Annotated in this window: 23 protein-coding genes and 1 riboswitch; all 23 genes read right to left on the reverse strand. The window is 53.2% G+C overall.

The genetic code is table 11. The features are described 5' to 3' along the window. The 23 genes from ABD796_RS32920 to ABD796_RS33030 all read right to left on the reverse strand — a co-directional run bounded on the left by ABD796_RS32920 (window position 1) and on the right by ABD796_RS33030 (window position 17,996). On the reverse strand, window positions 1–525 hold the full coding sequence (locus tag ABD796_RS32920) for an NADH-quinone oxidoreductase subunit J (protein ID WP_344916514.1): 525 nt from the start codon (window positions 523–525) through the stop codon (window positions 1–3). After that, the gene (nuoI, locus tag ABD796_RS32925) at window positions 515–973 is read right to left on the reverse strand and encodes an NADH-quinone oxidoreductase subunit NuoI (RefSeq protein WP_344916516.1); all 459 of its coding nucleotides are present in this window, start codon (window positions 971–973) and stop codon (window positions 515–517) included. Before nuoI ends, ABD796_RS32920 begins: the two co-directional genes overlap by 11 nt. 31 nt (window positions 974–1,004) lie before the next feature. Next, window positions 1,005–2,012, reverse strand: a complete 1,008-nt coding sequence (gene nuoH, locus ABD796_RS32930; RefSeq protein ID WP_344916518.1) for an NADH-quinone oxidoreductase subunit NuoH — start codon at window positions 2,010–2,012, stop codon at window positions 1,005–1,007. After that, on the reverse strand, window positions 2,012–3,109 hold the full coding sequence (locus ABD796_RS32935) for an NADH-quinone oxidoreductase subunit D (protein WP_344916520.1): 1,098 nt from the start codon (window positions 3,107–3,109) through the stop codon (window positions 2,012–2,014). The genes nuoH and ABD796_RS32935 overlap by 1 nt, the downstream gene beginning before the upstream one ends. 3 nt (window positions 3,110–3,112) lie before the next feature. Next, window positions 3,113–3,880 (reverse strand): NADH-quinone oxidoreductase subunit C, encoded by a 768-nt coding sequence (locus tag ABD796_RS32940; RefSeq protein ID WP_344916522.1) that lies wholly within the window; start codon window positions 3,878–3,880, stop codon window positions 3,113–3,115. Beyond that, window positions 3,877–4,395 carry a NuoB/complex I 20 kDa subunit family protein gene (locus ABD796_RS32945; protein ID WP_344916524.1) on the reverse strand — a complete coding sequence of 173 codons (519 nt, stop codon included), beginning with the start codon at window positions 4,393–4,395 and terminating at the stop codon, window positions 3,877–3,879. The genes ABD796_RS32940 and ABD796_RS32945 overlap by 4 nt, the downstream gene beginning before the upstream one ends. Further along, the gene (locus ABD796_RS32950; protein WP_344916526.1) at window positions 4,380–4,751 is read right to left on the reverse strand and encodes an NADH-quinone oxidoreductase subunit A; all 372 of its coding nucleotides are present in this window, start codon (window positions 4,749–4,751) and stop codon (window positions 4,380–4,382) included. Before ABD796_RS32950 ends, ABD796_RS32945 begins: the two co-directional genes overlap by 16 nt. A 250-nt stretch (window positions 4,752–5,001) precedes the next feature. Continuing rightward, complete coding sequence (locus tag ABD796_RS32955) at window positions 5,002–5,406, reverse strand: F0F1 ATP synthase subunit epsilon (protein WP_344916528.1); 405 nt, start codon at window positions 5,404–5,406, stop codon at window positions 5,002–5,004. Window positions 5,407–5,540: 134 nt separating this feature from the next. Beyond that, on the reverse strand, window positions 5,541–6,950 hold the full coding sequence (gene atpD / locus ABD796_RS32960) for a F0F1 ATP synthase subunit beta (protein WP_344916530.1): 1,410 nt from the start codon (window positions 6,948–6,950) through the stop codon (window positions 5,541–5,543). Between the two features lie 65 nt (window positions 6,951–7,015). Next, complete coding sequence (gene atpG, locus ABD796_RS32965; protein ID WP_344916532.1) at window positions 7,016–7,873, reverse strand: ATP synthase F1 subunit gamma; 858 nt, start codon at window positions 7,871–7,873, stop codon at window positions 7,016–7,018. A 147-nt stretch (window positions 7,874–8,020) separates the two neighbouring features. Continuing rightward, window positions 8,021–9,538 (reverse strand): F0F1 ATP synthase subunit alpha, encoded by a 1,518-nt coding sequence (gene atpA, locus ABD796_RS32970; RefSeq protein ID WP_344916534.1) that lies wholly within the window; start codon window positions 9,536–9,538, stop codon window positions 8,021–8,023. Window positions 9,539–9,562: 24 nt separating this feature from the next. After that, window positions 9,563–10,105 carry a F0F1 ATP synthase subunit delta gene (locus ABD796_RS32975; RefSeq protein ID WP_344916536.1) on the reverse strand — a complete coding sequence of 181 codons (543 nt, stop codon included), beginning with the start codon at window positions 10,103–10,105 and terminating at the stop codon, window positions 9,563–9,565. Then, complete coding sequence (gene atpF / locus ABD796_RS32980) at window positions 10,102–10,587, reverse strand: F0F1 ATP synthase subunit B (protein ID WP_344916538.1); 486 nt, start codon at window positions 10,585–10,587, stop codon at window positions 10,102–10,104. Before atpF ends, ABD796_RS32975 begins: the two co-directional genes overlap by 4 nt. 110 nt (window positions 10,588–10,697) lie before the next feature. Beyond that, on the reverse strand, window positions 10,698–10,913 hold the full coding sequence (atpE, locus tag ABD796_RS32985) for a F0F1 ATP synthase subunit C (RefSeq protein ID WP_139603779.1): 216 nt from the start codon (window positions 10,911–10,913) through the stop codon (window positions 10,698–10,700). Between the two features lie 116 nt (window positions 10,914–11,029). Then, window positions 11,030–11,767, reverse strand: a complete 738-nt coding sequence (atpB, locus tag ABD796_RS32990) for a F0F1 ATP synthase subunit A (RefSeq protein ID WP_344916541.1) — start codon at window positions 11,765–11,767, stop codon at window positions 11,030–11,032. A gap of 38 nt (window positions 11,768–11,805) precedes the next feature. Further along, window positions 11,806–12,186, reverse strand: coding sequence for an ATP synthase subunit I (locus ABD796_RS32995; RefSeq protein WP_344916544.1), 381 nt, complete (start codon window positions 12,184–12,186; stop codon window positions 11,806–11,808). Next, window positions 12,183–12,413: an AtpZ/AtpI family protein gene (locus ABD796_RS33000; protein WP_344916546.1), complete on the reverse strand. Its 231-nt coding sequence runs from the start codon at window positions 12,411–12,413 to the stop codon at window positions 12,183–12,185. The genes ABD796_RS32995 and ABD796_RS33000 overlap by 4 nt, the downstream gene beginning before the upstream one ends. A gap of 179 nt (window positions 12,414–12,592) precedes the next feature. Beyond that, complete coding sequence (gene wecB, locus ABD796_RS33005; protein ID WP_344916549.1) at window positions 12,593–13,735, reverse strand: non-hydrolyzing UDP-N-acetylglucosamine 2-epimerase; 1,143 nt, start codon at window positions 13,733–13,735, stop codon at window positions 12,593–12,595. A 34-nt stretch (window positions 13,736–13,769) separates the two neighbouring features. Beyond that, on the reverse strand, window positions 13,770–14,399 hold the full coding sequence (gene upp / locus ABD796_RS33010; RefSeq protein ID WP_344916552.1) for a uracil phosphoribosyltransferase: 630 nt from the start codon (window positions 14,397–14,399) through the stop codon (window positions 13,770–13,772). Window positions 14,400–14,650: 251 nt separating this feature from the next. Continuing rightward, window positions 14,651–15,898 (reverse strand): serine hydroxymethyltransferase, encoded by a 1,248-nt coding sequence (glyA, locus tag ABD796_RS33015; protein WP_344916555.1) that lies wholly within the window; start codon window positions 15,896–15,898, stop codon window positions 14,651–14,653. A gap of 45 nt (window positions 15,899–15,943) precedes the next feature. Further along, window positions 15,944–16,633, reverse strand: coding sequence for a TIGR01440 family protein (locus ABD796_RS33020; RefSeq protein ID WP_344916617.1), 690 nt, complete (start codon window positions 16,631–16,633; stop codon window positions 15,944–15,946). A gap of 45 nt (window positions 16,634–16,678) precedes the next feature. Beyond that, complete coding sequence (gene rpiB / locus ABD796_RS33025; RefSeq protein WP_344916557.1) at window positions 16,679–17,137, reverse strand: ribose 5-phosphate isomerase B; 459 nt, start codon at window positions 17,135–17,137, stop codon at window positions 16,679–16,681. A gap of 119 nt (window positions 17,138–17,256) precedes the next feature. Continuing rightward, window positions 17,257–17,337: riboswitch (ZMP/ZTP riboswitch) on the reverse strand. Between the two features lie 77 nt (window positions 17,338–17,414). Next, window positions 17,415–17,996 carry a low molecular weight protein arginine phosphatase gene (locus ABD796_RS33030; RefSeq protein WP_344916559.1) on the reverse strand — a complete coding sequence of 194 codons (582 nt, stop codon included), beginning with the start codon at window positions 17,994–17,996 and terminating at the stop codon, window positions 17,415–17,417. Window positions 17,997–18,078: the final 82 nt, after the last annotated feature.

The following is an 18,078-nucleotide window of genomic DNA, read 5'->3' on the forward strand; positions in this document are numbered from 1 at the left end:
CTACTCTTCCTCCCTCTTCGCCAAAACGATGGCGCCGATAAACGCCACGGTCAGCAGGATCGACATCAGCTCGAACGGAATGACATGCTCAGTAAACAGCAGCTTGCCGATCTCAAGCGTGTTGTCTTCCGGCGACTGAAGCTGCGCTTGCGGAAACGACGTCTTTTGAAAGGCGTAAAACAATAAGCCGAACAACCCGAGGCTGCCGATCCACAGCAAGGCGCTGTGCCAGGGACGTTTCGCTTCCGTCTCGTCCCCCTGGTGACGGGTCATCATGATGCCGAAAATCATCAGGATCGATATGCCGCCCGCATAAATCAGCACTTGAGCCATCGCGAGGAACTCCGCTTCCAGCAGCACGTACAGGCCGGCCAGACTCAGAAACGTCACGGCGACCGAGACGACCATGGAGACGACCTTCGTAAAGCTGATCATGAAGATCGCGCCGCCGATCGCGAATAAAGCGAACAGGAAGAAGAGCAGGTTGGTTCCGCTGGAGAAGAAGTCGCCGATATTAGCCAGCATCTTTTTTGGCTCCTCCCTTGGGCGCGGCCAAATTGTTTTCCTTGCGGACGTTCGTATTGTTTTCGTTCAGCCATTCCAAGTTTTTGAACAAATCGTCGCGGCTGTAGGTACTTAGCTCGAAATTGTTCGTCATGACAATCGCTTCCGTCGGACAAACCTCGGTGCAAAAATCGCATAAAATACAAATCTCGAAGTTGATATCGAACGTATCGATGACGAGCTTCATTTTGCTTTCCGGATCGGGGTTTTTCTTCCCGGTCAAGGTAATGCAATCGGTTGGGCATATACGGGCGCACTGATTGCAGACAATGCATTTTTCCGGATCGAAATGCTGTATGCCGCGGAACCGGTCAGGCAGCTGGAGAGGCACGTCCGGATACGCGTACGTGACCTTCTTTTGCAGCATCGTCTTGAACGTCAGCCCTAACCCTTTCACAATCCCTTTCATGTGGCCTTCCCTCCAATCCTGTCGGGTTTCATTAGCGCAATATTTCCTTCACGATCGCCGTCAGAAAAATGTTCACCAGCGCCAACGGCAGCAGTACTTTCCAGCCTATGCCCATCAGTTGGTCGACGCGTACGCGAGGCAGCGTGGCGCGCAGCCAGAACATGAAGAACACGCAAAACGACATTTTGATCAAAAACCACAGAATGCCCGGTATGAAGTCCAGGAACGGAAAAGGCGCATGCCAGCCCCCAAGAAACAAAACCGTAGTCAATGCGGCAATGGCAAACGTATATACGTACTCCGATAGCATAAAGAAAGCGAAGCGAAAACCGCTGTACTCGACATGATAGCCGGCGACCAGCTCCGATTCCGCCTCGGGCAAGTCGAACGGCGTCCGATTCAGCTCAGATACGGAGGCGATCACGAACACGACGAACCCGATAATCTGTGGAATAAAATTCCATTCCCAGAACCAGTTGCCCTGCGCTTCGACGATCTTGCGCAAATTCAGGCTCCCGCTCATCAAAATAACGCCTACCATCGACATGACAAGCGGAATTTCGTAGCTGATCATCTGGGCTGCGGAGCGCATGCCGCCAAGCAGCGAATATTTGTTGTTGGACGCCCAGCCGCCAAGCACGATGCCGATCGTGGAAATGCTGGACAGCGCGGCATAGTAAAGCAACCCGACATTCAGATCGGCAAACTGCCACGTTTTCGTAAACGGAAAAGTAGCCAGTACGGCAAACGCCGGCACGAAGGTAAGCGCAGGCGCCAAAATAAACAGCTCGCGGTCCGCCTTCTTCGGAATCGTATCTTCTTTGATCAGCAGTTTAAGCACGTCGGCGACCGTCTGCAGCAGCCCGAGCGGCCCGGTCCGGGTAGGTCCGTGACGGAATTGCATCCAGCCAAGCACCTTGCGTTCGAAATAAATCGCATACGTTACATAACCGAGGATCAGCAGCAAGAACAGCACGGCCAGGGCGAACATGATGCCGAAGCTGGCCCACGTCAACGGTTTGGACAATAAGTCGAGCATCAGCAGTCGACCTCCCCGAGTACGATGTCGATCCCGCCCAATATCGTAATCATATTGGCCATCGGTTGTCCGACAAGCAGCTTCGGTAAAATTTGCAAATTAACAAAAGACGGACGTCGGAATTTCAGACGGTACGGCTTATCTTTGCCTTTGGATACGATGTGGCATCCGATCTCGCCGCGCGGCGACTCGATGCGAACGTACGTCTCTCCCTCCGGCGGGCGAATGACTCTGGGCGCTTTGCCCATAATGTCCCCTTCCGGAAATTGCTCCACCGCCTGTTCCAGTATACGCAGAGACTGGCGCAGTTCTTCGAGACGAACCAAATAACGGTCGTAGCAGTCTCCATTCTGTCCGACCGGCACGTCGAAGTCGAATCGATCGTATATGCCGTAAGGTTGACTTTTGCGCAAGTCCCATTTCACGCCGGTGCAGCGCAGATTGGCTCCGCTTAATCCGTAGTCGATCGCTTCCTGAGCCGTATATTTGCCGATTCCCTTGATACGCGCCAGGAAAATCTCGTTGCCGCTTACCAGATCGTCATACACTTTCAACTGCTCGCGCATATGGGGGACAAACTTCCGCACTTTCTCGATCCAGCCTTCCGGGGCGTCCCACTTCACGCCGCCAACCCGCATATAGTTGTAGGTCAACCGAGCCCCGCAAAGTTCGTTGAACAGATCGATAATAATTTCCCTGTCTTTAAAAGCAAACAAAAACGGGCTAATCGCTCCGATATCAAGTAGGTAGGTGCCCCACCAGACAAGGTGACTCGCCACACGCTGCAGCTCCATGACGATCAGACGCAAATATTGCGCGCGCTCCGGTATTTCCAGCTGCATCATCGTTTCGACGGCATGACAGAGCACATAATTGTTCGTCATCGCCGAAACGTAATCCATCCGGTCTGTATAAGGAATGATCTGCATGTAGCTCAAATCTTCCGCAAGCTTCTCCGTCCCCCGGTGCAAATAGCCGATGACAGGCTGCGCTTCGGTGATGACCTCGCCATCCAGCTTGACGATTACGCGGAAAACGCCGTGCGTGCTCGGATGCTGGGGGCCGACGTTAAGCAGCAGTTCTTCGGTCCGAATCAAAGGTTACACCTCCGGATCAATCGGTTCATAATCTTTGCGAAGCGGATGACCGACCCAGTCGTCCGGCATCATGATGCGGCGCAAATCCGGATGGCCCGGAAAGTCAATGCCGAGCAGGTCATACACTTCCCGCTCATTCCAGTTGGCCGTCGCCCATACGGGCGTTACCGATGGAATCGAAGGCTCTTCCCGGTTCGTCTTGACCTTGAAGCAGTAGGAATGGTTTTTATTCAATGAAACGATGTAGTAAACGGTTTCCATATGCGTTTCGTAATCGACTCCACTTAAATTGCTCAAGTAGCTCAAATCCAGCTCTTCGTGAGTCCGCACAAACCGGGCTACGTCCAGCCAACGTCCGCTTTGGATCTCCAGCGTTGGCAGGTCCCGGTCCCGCTCGTTGATAAAAGACCCGACAATCGCATCTTCCCCTACCTGTTCCTTGATCAGCTGGACGATTCGATCCAGCCGCGGCTGGTTGGGCGATGGAGGTTTCGGCGCCGGCGGTTCTCCGCCGGCATCTTCACCGGTCTTCTGAGCGCGCGCAGCGGCTCGGGCAGCCCGGGCTTCCGCAGCGGCTTTGGCCTTCGCTTCCTTCTCCTCGTCGGTCGGGCCTTGTCCGTCCGAGACCGCTTCAGCGGCGGTCGCGCGAGGCTTCCGCTCCGGCTTGGCAGCGGAAAGGGCTTCCCCATCTTCTTCAGGCACTTTCTTTAACTCGCCAGAAGTGGAAGTGGTTACGCTTTCTTGTTTGCGATCTTCGTTTTCATCGCTCAAGCGTTCGTCACCCTCTTTCCGGTTTTCGCCTCGTAACGAATTTTCTCTTGCAGTTTGTTGATCCCGTAAATGAGCGCAGCCGGATTAGGCGGGCAGCCCGGGATGTATATATCGACCGGTACGATCTGATCGACGCCTTTGACCACCGCATACGACTTGATATAAGGACCGCCGGCTGTCGCGCACGAGCCCATGGCCACGACCCATTTCGGCTCAGGCATCTGCTCGTACAAGCGGCGCAGCAGCGGAGCCATCTTCTTCGTTACCGTACCGGCTACGATCATCACGTCGGATTGCCGTGGCGAGGTGCGAAATATAACCCCGAACCGGTCAAAATCGTAATGCGCTCCGCCCGTACCCATCATCTCGATGGCGCAGCAAGCAAGACCGAACGTCAGCGGCCATAACGAGCTGCTGCGGGCCCACGCTTTGATCTGGTCGAGCGATGTGGTCAGCACATTGCGCTCCAGCTCCTGCCTTTCTTCGGGCGATATCGACTCTAGATTGAGCTCCATTGCAGCACCTTCTTTTTCCAGGCGTATAGTAGTCCCACGACCAACAACGCGACGAAAATCAGCATCTCGACCAAAGCGAACAGTCCGAGAAAATCGTAGGCGACCGCCCACGGGTAAAGGAATACGGTTTCCACATCGAAAATAACAAACATCAAAGCAAACAAATAATAGCGGATATTGAATCGGACATGGCTTTCGCCGACGGCCTCGTTACCGCTTTCATAGGTTGTTTGCTTCTCTTCCGTCGGTTTGTTCGGCCGCAGCCATCTCCCCAACGTCAACGCAACGATCGGCAACAAAATACCAAGCGCGATAAAGATCGCCACAAAAACGTAATTGTTGCTGTACAATGCCATTCCATCGCCTCCCGCTTTCCATAGCTTATGAGTTTTTTAGATGGAACCTCGAATAACTACTAATATTACCCACACATTATAACAAAAACGACTATGGACGTCTATTCAAGGATATTTGTCCTTAATCGGTCTAAAAAGCCGCGGCCTTCTATAAGCTGTCTTATTATTTGGGAACGGCATCCATTTCATACATACCTGATGCCTTAAACAACAAAAAAAGCAAAGGAACTTACTCCTCTGCTTCGCATATTTACTTCTTTTGCAAAGTATCCAGACGATTCATCGCCCGTTGCAGCGCCAATTCGGCACGACGGAAATCAATTTCGTCCTTCTTCGCCATATTCAGACGATTCTCGGCACGATCTTTGGCCGCACGGGCGCGATCCACGTCGATGTGCTCCGGAAGTTCAGCAGATTCCGCCAAAATGACGACCTTATCTTTGCGCACTTCCATAAAGCCGCCGTTTACTGCAATCAGATCGTTTGCTTTGCCTCTTTTGATGGTGACCGGTGCGATTTTGAGCGGCGTTACCAACGGGATATGGTTCGGAAGAATCCCCAACTCCCCGGAAACGCCTTTTACGACGATCATGTCGACATCCTCAGCGTATACTTTCCGCTCGGGTGTCACTACTTCCAATAGAAAAGTACTCACGCAAATTCCTCCTGAGAGCTTTCGATTCCGAAAGCTTCATCGTGTGCCGAACCGATGCCTCCGGCCGTACAACTTCCGGCAAGCGTGTACCGGACAAGTCCCCCGTAAGCATCGGCATGGCACGGTTAACCGGATTATTGCATCGATTTGGCTTTTTCCACTGCTTCTTCGATGGTGCCGACGAACAGGAACGCCGCTTCCGGAAGGTCGTCATGCTTACCTTCCAAAATTTCCTTAAAGCTGCGAACCGTTTCTTTAACCGGCACGTATTGGCCCGGGAAACCGTTGAACTGCTCGGCAACGTGGAACGCCTGGGACAAGAACCGTTGGATTTTACGGGCGCGCAATACGATAACTTTATCGTCATCGGACAACTCGTCCATACCCAGAATTGCGATAATATCTTGAAGCTCTTTGTAGCGCTGAAGAATCTTCTTCACGCCTTGAGCGACATTGTAATGCTCTTCTCCGACAATATCCGGAGCCAGAATCCGCGAGCTGGAAGCGAGCGGGTCAACCGCCGGATAAATCCCCATCTCGGAAATTTTACGCTCCAAGTTGGTCGTTGCATCCAAGTGGGCAAATGTCGTTGCCGGAGCCGGGTCCGTATAGTCGTCCGCCGGAACGTAGATGGCTTGGATCGAAGTAACCGAACCTTTTTTCGTCGAGGTAATACGTTCTTGCAGCTGACCCATTTCGGTTGCCAGCGTCGGCTGGTAACCTACCGCGGAAGGCATCCGGCCCAGCAGGGCGGATACTTCGGAACCGGCTTGGGTAAAGCGGAAAATATTGTCGACGAACAGAAGAACGTCTTTGCCTTCGTTGTCGCGGAAATACTCGGCCATCGTCAACCCGGTCAAAGCTACGCGAAGACGCGCGCCCGGCGGTTCGTTCATTTGTCCGAATACCATTGCCGTCTTGGAAATAACGCCGGAGTCTTTCATTTCATGGTACAAGTCATTACCTTCGCGGGTTCTTTCCCCAACGCCGGCAAAAACGGAGATACCACCATGCTCCTGAGCGATATTGTTAATCAATTCCTGAATCAATACGGTTTTACCTACGCCCGCGCCGCCGAACAGACCGATCTTACCGCCCTTGGCATAAGGAGCAAGCAGGTCGACGACCTTGATTCCCGTTTCCAGTACTTCCGCTTGAACCGACAAATCTTCGAAAGCGGGAGCTTGACGGTGAATCGGGTCTTTTTGAGGAGCGCCTACGTCGCCTGCATTATCGATCGGCTCGCCCAATACGTTAAATACGCGACCCAGCGTTGCGCTGCCGACAGGAACACTGATCGGTTTGCCAGAGTCAACAGCTTCCGTGCCGCGAACCAGACCGTCCGTGGAAGACATGGCCACGCAGCGCGCTACGCTGTCGCCCAAATGAACCGCTACTTCAACCGTCAGGCTGATAGCAGGCTCGTTCGGGTTTTGCGGTTTGGATTCAATTTTGACCGCATTTAAGATTTCAGGAAGGTGACCTTTTTCGAACTCGATGTCGACGACAGGTCCCATTACCTGCAAAACGCGTCCTTTGTTCATTCTTTTCCCTCCTAAGAGCTTTCCGTAAAGAAAAACTCACTTCGTAAGCATGACTAAGTTCCTGATTAGCCCTGCGCGTTGGCGCCGGCTACGATTTCCGAAATTTCCTGCGTGATGGACGCCTGACGGGCACGGTTGTACATCAGCGAATAGCGGGCGATCATCTCTGTCGCATTGCGCGTAGCGTTGCCCATGGCCGTCATCTTCGCGCCGAACTCGCTTGCTTTCGCTTCGAGCAGTGCGCTGAACACCAGCGTCTCGGCGTATTTCGGCAAAAGTACGTCCAGCACTTCTTCCGGCGACGGCTCGTACTCGTAATCGGCCACCTGCCCGCCCTCTGTCATAGAAAGAGGCAGCAGACGATTCAGTACCGGCTCCTGCGATATAGCGCTGTGAAACTTGTTATAAACGATATACAGCTCGTCATACTTGCCGTCTACATAATTGCGAACGGCGGATGAAGCAAGCTCCTTGATATCGCCGAACTTAGGCGAATCCGAAATGCCCGTTACTTCGCCGATGACAGGAATACCGCGCTTCTTCAAAAAGTCGCGACCTTTCCGTCCGACGACAAACACAGCGTATTCGTCCTTCGATTTATGCTTCTCGCGAATCGTAATCATCAATTTACGAAGCAGGTTGGAGTTGTAGCCACCGGCCAATCCACGGTCTGATGTAATAACCAAATAGCCGGTTTTCCGGATCGGGCGAGACACGAGAATGGGGTTTTTCGTCCCTTTCGAGCCTGCTGCGATACTCGATACGACTTCCTGGATTTTCTCCGCGTACGGTCTGGCAGACTGAGCAGCTTCCTGCGCTCTTCTCAGCTTGGAAGCGGCGACCATTTCCATCGCTTTCGTGATCTGCTTCATGTTTTGCGTGCTTTTGACTTGCCTTTTAATTTCGCGCATACCTTTTGCCATGCTTTCACCACCTCAGAACTTTCCCGAAGGGAAAGTTTACTTCGTAAGCATAACTGAGCTTTTGCAACGCAAAAGCTAACTTCGTAAGCATAACGTTCTATGAACGCGCTTGTGCGGCCTGGAAGGGCCGCTCAAGCGGAAGTCGTCTTATTGTGCCGATACAGCAAAACCTTTTTTGAACTTCTCGATCGCTTCGACGAGAGCTTTCTCGTTGTCGGCGGTCAGATCCTTCGTCTCGCGGATGTTTGCGTATACGTTGCCGTAGTTGGCATCGACATAAGCCAAGAACTCGCGGTCGAAGCGAAGCACGTCTTGTACCGGGATATCGTCCAGGAAGCCTTTGACCGCCGTGTAGATCGATACGACTTGCTTCTCGACCGGCATTGGCTGGTTGTTGCCCTGTTTCAATATTTCCAGCGTGCGTTGTCCGCGGTTCAAGCGGGCAAGCGTGCTCTTATCCAAGTCGGAGCCGAACTGGGCGAATGCCGCGAGTTCCCGATACTGGGCAAGGTCAAGCTTCAAGGAGGAAGCGACTTTTTTCATCGCTTTGATTTGCGCGGAGCCGCCGACACGGGATACGGAAATACCGACGTTGATCGCCGGACGTTGACCCGAGTTGAACAAATCGGACTCCAGGAAGATTTGTCCGTCCGTGATCGAGATCACGTTCGTAGGAATATAGGCGGATACGTCACTCGCCTGGGTTTCAATGAAAGGCAAAGCGGTCAACGAACCGCCGCCGAGTGCGTCGCTGAGCTTGGCAGCGCGCTCCAGCAAACGGGAGTGCAAATAGAATACGTCGCCCGGGTAAGCTTCGCGGCCCGGAGGACGACGGAGCAGCAAGGAAAGCTCGCGGTAAGCGGCAGCTTGCTTCGTCAAGTCATCATAGATGATGAGCGCATGCTTGCCGTTGAACATGAAGTATTCGCCCATTGCCACGCCTGCGTAAGGAGCCAGGAACAACAGTGGGGAAGGCTCGGAAGCGCCGGCCGTTACAACGATCGTATAATCGAGAGCGCCGTTGCGGCGAAGCGTTTCTACGACGTTGGCCACAGTCGATTGCTTTTGACCGATTGCGACGTAGATGCAAAGCACGCCGCTGCCTTTTTGGTTGATGATCGTGTCGATGGCGATCGACGTTTTACCCGTTTGACGGTCGCCGATGATCAATTCGCGTTGTCCGCGGCCGATCGGAACCATCGCATCGATCGCTTTGATACCGGTTTGCATCGGCTCGTGAACGGATTTCCGGTCGATAACGCCCGGGGCTTGCGATTCTACCGGACGGAATTCCGTCGTTTCGATCGGACCCTTGCCGTCTACCGGTTGACCGAGCGGATTAACGACGCGGCCGAGGAGCGCTTCCCCTACCGGTACTTGCATGATCCGACCGGTCCGTTTGACTTGGTCCCCTTCACGGATATCCGTGTAAGGACCCATGATAACGATACCGACATTGTCTTCCTCAAGGTTGAGCGCCATGCCGATAATGCCGTTCGAAAACTCCAGGAGTTCGCCGGCCATGCAGTTTTGCAGACCGTGCGCACGCGCAATACCGTCACCGATGTAAATGACCGTACCGACATCGTACACTTGGATATCCGATTTATATTGCTCGATTTGCTGCTTGAGCAGCGTGCTGATTTCTTCAGGTCTGATACTCAACGAATCTCACCCCTAACATTAGCTTTAAGCTTGTACCAACGCTTTTTCGATTCTTTCCAGCTTGCCGGACAAGCTGCCGTCGTACAAACGGTCGCCGATCCGGACTTGCAGTCCGCCCAGCAGTGCGGGTTCCACAAAGCTTTCAATGCGGATTTTCTTGCCTGTCACTTGCCCGAACGCGGTAGAAATCTTGTCGGACTCTTCCGCCGTAAGCGGCAGCGGCGTATATACTTTCGCTAGGGCTTCTCCCAACGCGTCATTTGCAACCAAAGAATACTGGGAAACAAGATCGAGCAAGATCGATTCTCTTCCCCGTTGTACGAGCAATTGCAGCGTGTTGAACACTTCCTCGGATACGCTCGCTCCAAAAGCTTGCTTCAGCATCTCCGTTTTACTGGCGGCGCTAATGTTTGGATGCTCGAGCAGCTTGACGTAGTCCGGATTCGCACTCAGCGCATCGGCAATCGCTTGGAGCTCGCGCTCCACGTCGGCGATTTTGCCGCGTTCCCGGGCAACCTCGAACAACGCTTTGGCGTACCGTTTCGCTACGATCGATTCCTTGCTCATACTTTGCCCCCTACCTCTTTCAGGTAATGGTTGATCAACTCTTCCTGAGACTTCTCATCGACTTGCTTCTCGACGATTTTGGAAGCGATCATAACCGACAATGCGCTAACTTGGCTGCGCAGGGCGATAATGGCTTTGTTTTTCTCGCTTTCGATATCTTTCAAAGCATCGTTCTTAATACGAACGGATTCTTCTTTAGCTTGTTGAATAATGTCGTCCGCTTGGCGAACGCTCGTTACCCGGGCTTGCTCGATCAGCTCGTAAGCTTCTTTGCGAGTATCCTGGATCGCTTTCTTCTGATCTTCCAGCAAACGCGAAGCTTCCGCGCGGTTTTGCTCGGCCGATTTCATTTGGTCCAGAACCTGCTGTCTGCGCTTTTCCATAATGCCGAAAAGCGGTCCGAACGCATATTTGTTCAGCAAGATATACAGGACGGTGAATGCGACGATCGCATAGACGAATGACTCCCAATGCCATGCCATAACAGGTCACTCCCTTCTATAAGCTGTAGTTCGAATTGGTGATGAATGGGCTCTGACAAAACGAAGGCGCGGACGGCATAGGGCCTTCCCCGCCTAACCCAAACTATTCCTTACGCGCCGAAATACAGCAGGAAGCCCAATACTACCCCGATGATCGGTACTACTTCTACGATACCAACGCCGATAAACATAGTCGTTTGCAACGTGCCTCTGAGTTCCGGTTGACGAGCGATCCCTTCAACGGTTTTGCTGACGATCAGACCGTTACCGATACCAGCGCCCAAAGCGCCCAAGCCGATTGCTAATGCTGCTGCCAAAAAAGTCATTGTAAAGTCCTCCTTAAATTGTTTCCTCGATATAGAGTATTTGTTAATTCTTTTATATCCCAACCCTTAAATTTGCAAGGGATTGAATACCGGCAATCTGTGCGGCGCCAAGATGATTAGTGTTGCTCTTCGTGCACCGTCGATTCGGAAATGTAAACCATCGTCAGGATCGTGAACAGGAAAGCCTGAATCGCGCCGACGAACAAACTGAATCCCTGCCAAGCCAATAGAAGCGGCGTTCCCCAGACACCCGCCATCAAGATCGTAGCGATCAGCACCTCGCCCGCAAAAATGTTTGCGAATAGACGAAGAGCCAGCGTCAGCGGCTTGGAGAATACTTTGATCAGGTTGAGCGGCAGGAAGAACCAGAACGGCTCCAAGTAATGCTTGAAGTAGTGTTTGGTATTGTTTTTGATACCCAAATAGTGAATCAGGAAAAAGACCACGATCGCCAAGCCGCTAGTCACCGATAAGTCGGCCGTAGGAGATTTCCACCAAGCGAACTCATGACCTTCGATCTGTTGTCCGAAAAGCTTCAGTCCGTGCTCATGTTCCGTTACGATCCCGAACGGCAAGCCGAGAAGGTTCGAAACGAAAATGAACAAAATAATGGTCAGCCCGAGCGACAAGTACTTTCTCGCTTCTTTAAGCGGCATGGTGCTGGCCGTCAAATTGTGGACAAATTCGACAACCCATTCCATGAAGTTTTGCAGCTTGGACGGATTATCGACCGACAAATTTCGCACAGCCAGGCGAGCTAGGACCAAAACAACAATAAACGAAACGGTAATCGCCAAAAAGGACGATATGTCAATGTTGAAGATGCCCAGCTTTAACACGGGAAAATCATGCATCGAATGTTTTCACCCCTTTCCAGTAAGTTGTTGGCGACTCACGTCGATTTCCTGAAAAAAGCGACCGCAGCAGTTATAAACAAAGCCGCTTGTCCGTAAAACAAACCGATAATCGTGGTAACCAGTTCGAATTGCTCGGATTTATACGCGAGCATGACGGCTAGAATCGCCATCGCCGCTCGGGTCAAGAAACCGAGATTGAACCGCTTTCTCTCGCCTCTTTGCGCGGCAAGATCAGCCAATTGTCGAGTCTTCATGCCCAGATACATCACATTGACGTAACTTGCGAGCATGCCAAGCAGCAAACCGGCCACATAAGGGCGGTAAGTCGGCAACACGCTCCATAGCACCAAACCGGCTGCGAACAGTACTAGGGAGCTTCTAGATATCGTTTTCAGAAAGCCTGCGAGATCGTTCATTTGGAATCCTTTACATAATACCGAATTAACAGAATGACGCTTAATATGCCTACAAACAGACCGACCAATGCCCCGATTGCGATGTAAATGGGCTGATTGTCCATCTGGACGCTAACCCACTTGCCCGCATAATAACCCAACACAATACAGAGAGCCAAGTCAACTCCAACGGCTCCAGCCATTCCTGCTGCTCTCCATGGATTATTGTCGGATTTTCGTTTTTGCATACATGTCTCCTGTTAATCCTCAATTATTGTATCGAAGCATTGTCTTGTTTGTCAATTGATATAATATCAAACATTGTGTGAACAGGATAGTAAAAAATCCTTGTGCTCCAACGGCTCCGGGATTTTGCAAACCAAACACCGTACAGTAGTGCTGTTTGGTTTGCCATCCTGTTTATCGATTACGCGCGATATGGTTCCGGCGGATGATCGAGCAGCCCGAAACGGTGCAAAATCGAATCGACGATCCGCTCCGAGGAATGCCCGTCCCCATAAGGATTCGCCGCCTGACTCATACGCCGATAAGCCTCGGAGTCGCTCAGAAGCGTCTTCGCCCGCTCATACACAAGCTGCTCGTCCGTGCCGACCAGCTCCAGCACGCCAGTCTGCACGCCTTCCGGACGCTCTGTGGTGTCGCGCAGCACGAGCGTAGGCACGCCGAACGAAGGAGCTTCCTCCTGGATTCCCCCGGAGTCGGTCAAGATGAGATGCGTATGCGGGTAGAAGTTGTAAAGATCGGTTACATCAAGCGGATCAATCAATTGAATCCGCTCGTGTCCGCCCAGCAGCTCATATGCAGGGCCCTTGACCCCCGGATTCAAATGAACCGGATACACAATGGCGATATCCTCGAATTCGTCGGCAATGCGGCGAATGGCCCGGAACACACGACGGTGGGGTTCTCCGATCGATTCCGACCGGTGCGCCGTGACGAGCACAAGCCTGCGTCCTTTCGCCCAGTCAAGCATCGGATGCGTATACTCGTCCTTTACCAAGTATTGCATAACGTCGGTAATCGTATTCCCGGTTACGTAAATCGTCGATTCCGCCTTATTTTCCTGGCGTAAATTCCCTGCCGACCAGTCTGTCGGAGCGAAATGCATGTCCGCCAGAACCCCGGTCAACTGCCGGTTCATTTCCTCCGGAAACGGGGACATCTTATTCCAGGTACGCAGACCCGCTTCGACGTGGCCTACGGCAATCTTCTGCATGAAAGCGGCGAAGCTGGCTAGAAACGTCGTTCCGGTGTCGCCGTGAACGAGCACAATATCGGGTTTCGCCTCGCGGAGAACCGGCTCCAAGCCTTGCAGGACGCGAATGGCCACTTCGTTCAGCGTTTGCCCTTGCTTCATTACATTCAGATCGTAGTCGGGTTTGATTTGAAAAATATCAAGTACCGAATCGAGCATTTCCCGATGTTGAGCGGTCACGCATACGATCGATTCAATCTGTTCCTGGCGTTTGTTCAACTCCAGTACGAGCGGAGCCATCTTAATCGCTTCCGGTCTGGTACCGAATACGGTCATTACCTTAATGCGGCTCATCGGCCAGCCCCCTTTACCCAGTATGATTGTGTCTTTACTTTGTCCCGAACAGCCGGTCTCCGGCGTCTCCCAGTCCAGGCACGATATATCCGTGATCATTCAAATATTCGTCGACCGCCGCAACGTAAATATCCACGTCTGGATGAGCCTCCTGAACGGCTGCTATTCCTTCCGGAGCGGCAATGAGGCACATCAGCTTAATTTGGCTGCAATCCCTTTTTTTCAACACGTCGATCGCGGCGTTTGCCGAACCCCCGGTCGCCAACATCGGATCGATGACGATCAGCTCCCGCTCTTGAACGTCGGTCGGCAGCTTTACATAATACTCCACCGGCTGAAGTGTATCCGGATCGCGGTACAAGCCGACATGGCCGACCTTGGCAGCGGGAAGCAGCTTCAAGATGCCGTCCACCATGCCGAGACCTGCGCGCAAGATGGGGATGAGCCCAAGCATACGTCCGGCGATGACTTTGCACTCCGCCCTCTGGACCGGCGTCTCGACCTCAAACGGCGCCAGCGGAATATCCCGCGTAATCTCATAAGCCATCAACGTCGCCACTTCGTCGACAAGTTCCCGGAAATCTTTCGTGTTCGTGTTTTTATCCCGAATGTACGTAAGCTTATGTTGAATCAACGGATGATCGCACACGAAAACCTTGCTCATAAACGTTCCTCCCGATTACAAACGCCGAGCTTTTCAGCCAAATTGGCTGGTCTCGGCAACCCTTTTGAAGGCGAACCCTGTTTATTATATCATTGTCCGAACAGCGTTGCACGAATGTTTTTGACAGCGTTTGCGCTTTTCAAAGGGGTGCGGCTGCGGCATGCGGGCATCGGGTTTCGCGTAAAAAAGCCCCCCGCTGACGGATCGATGCGGGAGGCGACTTGGAACAATTATGGATGGGTTGAAACCTTTTAGTAAGAAAGTCCCGGGTAAAGCGGGAATTGTGCGGTCAACTCTTTAACCAAGCCGCGCGCTTGATTATGAGCTTCTTCATTGGTCGGGTTTTTCAGCGTGAGCGCGATAATTTTGGCAATGGTCTTCATCGCTTGCTCATCCATGCCGCGGGCTGTAGCCGCAGGCGTACCGAGACGCACGCCGCTGGTCAGCATCGGCTTGTTCGGGTCGAACGGAATGGCGTTCTTATTGCATGTAACGCCCACTTCGTCGAGCAGATGCTCCGCGTCTTTACCGGTCAGATTAATGTTGCGCAGATCGACGAGCATCAAGTGATTGTCCGTACCGCCCGACACGAGGTCGAGACCTTCGGACAGAAGCGCTTCGGACAATGCTTTCGCATTGCTTACCACTTTTTGCGCATAAGTCTTGAACTCCGGCTGCAGCGCTTCTCCGAAGGCGACGGCCTTTGCCGCAATGATGTGCATCAGCGGACCGCCTTGCGTTCCCGGGAACACGGCCTTGTCGATTGCCGCGCCCCAAGCCTTTCGGGCGATAATCAATCCGCCGCGCGGTCCGCGCAGCGTCTTGTGCGTCGTCGTCGTCACAAAATGCGCATGCGGCACCGGGCTCGGGTGCAGGCCTGCGGCGACCAGACCGGCGATGTGCGCCATGTCGACCATGAACAAGGCGCCTACGTCGTTGGCGATCGAAGCGAGTGCTTCGAAATCGATCGTGCGCGGATAGGCGCTAGCGCCGGCAACGATCATGCGCGGACGATGCTTGAAGGCCGCTTTGCGCACTTCATTGTAATCGATACGGGAATCCGTTTCGCTGACTCCGTATGCGACGAAATTGTACAAAATACCGGATGCGTTAACCGGGCTTCCGTGCGTAAGATGGCCGCCGTGGGCCAGATTCATGCCAAGTACCGTGTCGCCCGGCTTCAAAGCAGCCAAATAAACGGCCAGGTTCGCTTGGGCTCCGGAATGGGGTTGAACGTTGACATATTCGGCGTCGAACAGCTCCTTGGCCCGGTCGCGAGCGATATCCTCGACGATATCGACATACTCGCAGCCGCCGTAATAACGTTTGCCCGGATAGCCTTCGGCATATTTATTGGTCAGTACCGTGCCCATCGCCTCGAGCACCGCTTCGCTGACAAAGTTTTCGGAGGCGATCAATTCGATTTTATCCCGTTGACGGTTTAATTCCAGGCCAAGAGCTTCCACGAGTTTCGGATCGGATTTACGTAAGTTTTCCATAAGTTCGGTTCCTCCCGTTTTGGATAATCCATTATTATAGTTGTTTCATTCGCAGCTGTCCGTTGATTCAGCGACCTGCTCGACGGTATACACCGCCCGTGCGCCGCCGATCAGCTTTGGACGCGTATAGGCCATCGTCACATGAGCGTGACCGATCGTTCTCACGGATGGCCTTGCCGGCACGGCTACCCGACGCAGATGCATGCCGATGAACGTATCCCCGATGTCCAATCCGGCGTGAGCCGCAATCGTCTCCACGACACACGCATCGTTCAGCTGCCGGAACGCATAAGCCGCCATCGATCCGCCCGCTTTTCTCACGGGAACGACGGCAACCTCTTCCAGCTGCGGGTACCGTTCAAGCAGCTCCCGGTCCACCACAAGCGCCCGATTCAAATGCTCGCAGCATTGAAAGGCGGGATAAAATCCTACATCACGGCGAACCGCCTCTACGGCCTGGAAAATCCGTTCGGCGACATCCTCCGTCCCCGCCGTACCGATCCGGTGACCAAGCACTTCGCTTGTGCTTGTCCCGATGACGACAATATGGCTGCGGCCAATTTGGCCGAACTGAACCAATTCGCGCAGGATCTGCTCGACATCCGAACGGATCCGATCGAGGTCTGGAGTACTCGTTTCATCATTCGGATGCACGTTGACGGGAGAATCGCCGCCCGGCGCTCCACCGGACAATCCTTCCGGCTGTTCATAATAACGCCTGTGGATTTCTCGCATTGCGATCACGGTAAGCCACTCCCTTGCCATACGTATACACCCGAATTAAGAACGGGCGCCGTATTTGTCTTCAAGACGCTTGATCTTGTCGATTCGGCCTTGATGCCGCGGCCCTTGCGAAAACTCCGTCTCTATCCATACTTTAACGATTTCCAGAGCAACGCCCGGCCCGACCACGCGTTCACCCAGGGCCAGCACGTTCGAATCGTTGTGCTCACGGGTCGCTTTTGCCGAGAACAGGTCGCCGGCAAGCGCACAGCGAATACCGGGAATTTTGTTGGCGGCGATCGACATGCCGATTCCCGTCCCGCAAATCAAGATGCCCCGGTCCGCTTTGCCGGACACGACCTGCTCGCATACCGGAAGAGCATAGTCGGGATAATCGATGGAATCGGCGCAATGACAGCCGAAGTCTTCCACCACATGGCCTTCCGCCTGCAGAGCGCGGATAATGTCATCCTTTAACCGAAAACCCGCATGGTCTGCACCAATCGCGATCTTCAATCCTGTTCCCTCCGTTCCATAATGCCCAACCTGACTGCATACCAATCGACAATGCTTGGCAATCGTGGATAATGAAAAAAAGAGCACGGCACACGTCCCCTATTCGGAAAACGCTGCTGCTCTTTCGCCCAGGCGACCGGCCGTATACCCCGATGCTCCATTGTGGTAATCTCCACTTGTCGCCAGTTACATCGGAACCTTTATTGATATACTCATCATAACGCATTCGGTTATCGCTGTAAAGAAGTTTGCTGTCCCTAAAATGTCCGGATCAGCTTCATTCGGAACGCAGTTTGCGAACCAGCTTGAGCAAATAGGCTTCGATTTCGTTGGAGCAGCTTTCGTAGGTTTGCCGGTCGCCTCCGTAAGGATCGGCAACATCGAAATCCGGGATACGGATTTCCGTCTGGCGAAGCTCGCGCAGCTCCTCCTCCGTAATCGTCTGCCCCAGCGCACGCTTGATCTGGAGGTCCGAATATAGCCGCTGTCTATCTCCAATGGCTTGCGTCACTTGCAGATCGTCTTCGGCAAATTCTTTAAGCGTATATATCATATCGACGGCTGCCGGATAGCGGCGAATCAGCGCCTCCTTATGGGCGGAGGTCATGGTCAGAATCAAATCGGCCCAAGCGATCGTCTCGTCTGTAATCTGACTTGATGCAAGCCTGTCATCGATCCCTTTGGTACGCAAAATAGCGGCCGAATGCCGGGATATTGGAGAGCCATCCCATGCGGATACGCCGGCCGACCGCGCTTCGCAGCGCAAGCCTTCCCGCTCCGCCAAACGGCGGAACATCCCTTCGGCCATCGGACTGCGGCACGTATTGCCCGTGCAAACGAATAAAATACGCTCGTACATCCGAATCTCCCCCTACTGGAAATGGCGTGTCCGACCGTCTCGCGAACCGGTCGGTTGTGCAGGAGTTTTGCTTCCTTCTCCT

Origin of the sequence: Paenibacillus hodogayensis (genome assembly GCF_039536325.1) — a bacterium.
GTDB lineage: Bacteria > Bacillota > Bacilli > Paenibacillales > NBRC-103111 > Paenibacillus_AB > Paenibacillus_AB hodogayensis.

What these genes read in the sequence shown, in the direction of transcription:
- atpB (WP_344916541.1), bottom strand. Translation starts at nt 11,767, where the DNA reads ATGCATGATTTTCCCGTGTTAAAGCTGGGCATCTTCAACATTGACATA.
- upp (WP_344916552.1), bottom strand. Translation starts at nt 14,399, where the DNA reads ATGAGCAAGGTTTTCGTGTGCGATCATCCGTTGATTCAACATAAGCTT.
- ABD796_RS32920 (WP_344916514.1), bottom strand. Translation starts at nt 525, where the DNA reads ATGCTGGCTAATATCGGCGACTTCTTCTCCAGCGGAACCAACCTGCTC.
- wecB (WP_344916549.1), bottom strand. Translation starts at nt 13,735, where the DNA reads ATGAGCCGCATTAAGGTAATGACCGTATTCGGTACCAGACCGGAAGCG.
- glyA (WP_344916555.1), bottom strand. Translation starts at nt 15,898, where the DNA reads ATGGAAAACTTACGTAAATCCGATCCGAAACTCGTGGAAGCTCTTGGC.
- ABD796_RS33000 (WP_344916546.1), bottom strand. Translation starts at nt 12,413, where the DNA reads ATGCAAAAACGAAAATCCGACAATAATCCATGGAGAGCAGCAGGAATG.
- ABD796_RS32995 (WP_344916544.1), bottom strand. Translation starts at nt 12,186, where the DNA reads ATGAACGATCTCGCAGGCTTTCTGAAAACGATATCTAGAAGCTCCCTA.
- atpD (WP_344916530.1), bottom strand. Translation starts at nt 6,950, where the DNA reads ATGAACAAAGGACGCGTTTTGCAGGTAATGGGACCTGTCGTCGACATC.
- nuoI (WP_344916516.1), bottom strand. Translation starts at nt 973, where the DNA reads ATGAAAGGGATTGTGAAAGGGTTAGGGCTGACGTTCAAGACGATGCTG.
- ABD796_RS33020 (WP_344916617.1), bottom strand. Translation starts at nt 16,633, where the DNA reads ATGCGAGAAATCCACAGGCGTTATTATGAACAGCCGGAAGGATTGTCC.
- atpE (WP_139603779.1), bottom strand. Translation starts at nt 10,913, where the DNA reads ATGACTTTTTTGGCAGCAGCATTAGCAATCGGCTTGGGCGCTTTGGGC.
- atpG (WP_344916532.1), bottom strand. Translation starts at nt 7,873, where the DNA reads ATGGCAAAAGGTATGCGCGAAATTAAAAGGCAAGTCAAAAGCACGCAA.
- atpF (WP_344916538.1), bottom strand. Translation starts at nt 10,587, where the DNA reads ATGGCATGGCATTGGGAGTCATTCGTCTATGCGATCGTCGCATTCACC.
- ABD796_RS32945 (WP_344916524.1), bottom strand. Translation starts at nt 4,395, where the DNA reads ATGGAGCTCAATCTAGAGTCGATATCGCCCGAAGAAAGGCAGGAGCTG.
- ABD796_RS33030 (WP_344916559.1), bottom strand. Translation starts at nt 17,996, where the DNA reads ATGTACGAGCGTATTTTATTCGTTTGCACGGGCAATACGTGCCGCAGT.
- nuoH (WP_344916518.1), bottom strand. Translation starts at nt 2,012, where the DNA reads ATGCTCGACTTATTGTCCAAACCGTTGACGTGGGCCAGCTTCGGCATC.
- ABD796_RS32950 (WP_344916526.1), bottom strand. Translation starts at nt 4,751, where the DNA reads ATGGCATTGTACAGCAACAATTACGTTTTTGTGGCGATCTTTATCGCG.
- ABD796_RS32975 (WP_344916536.1), bottom strand. Translation starts at nt 10,105, where the DNA reads ATGAGCAAGGAATCGATCGTAGCGAAACGGTACGCCAAAGCGTTGTTC.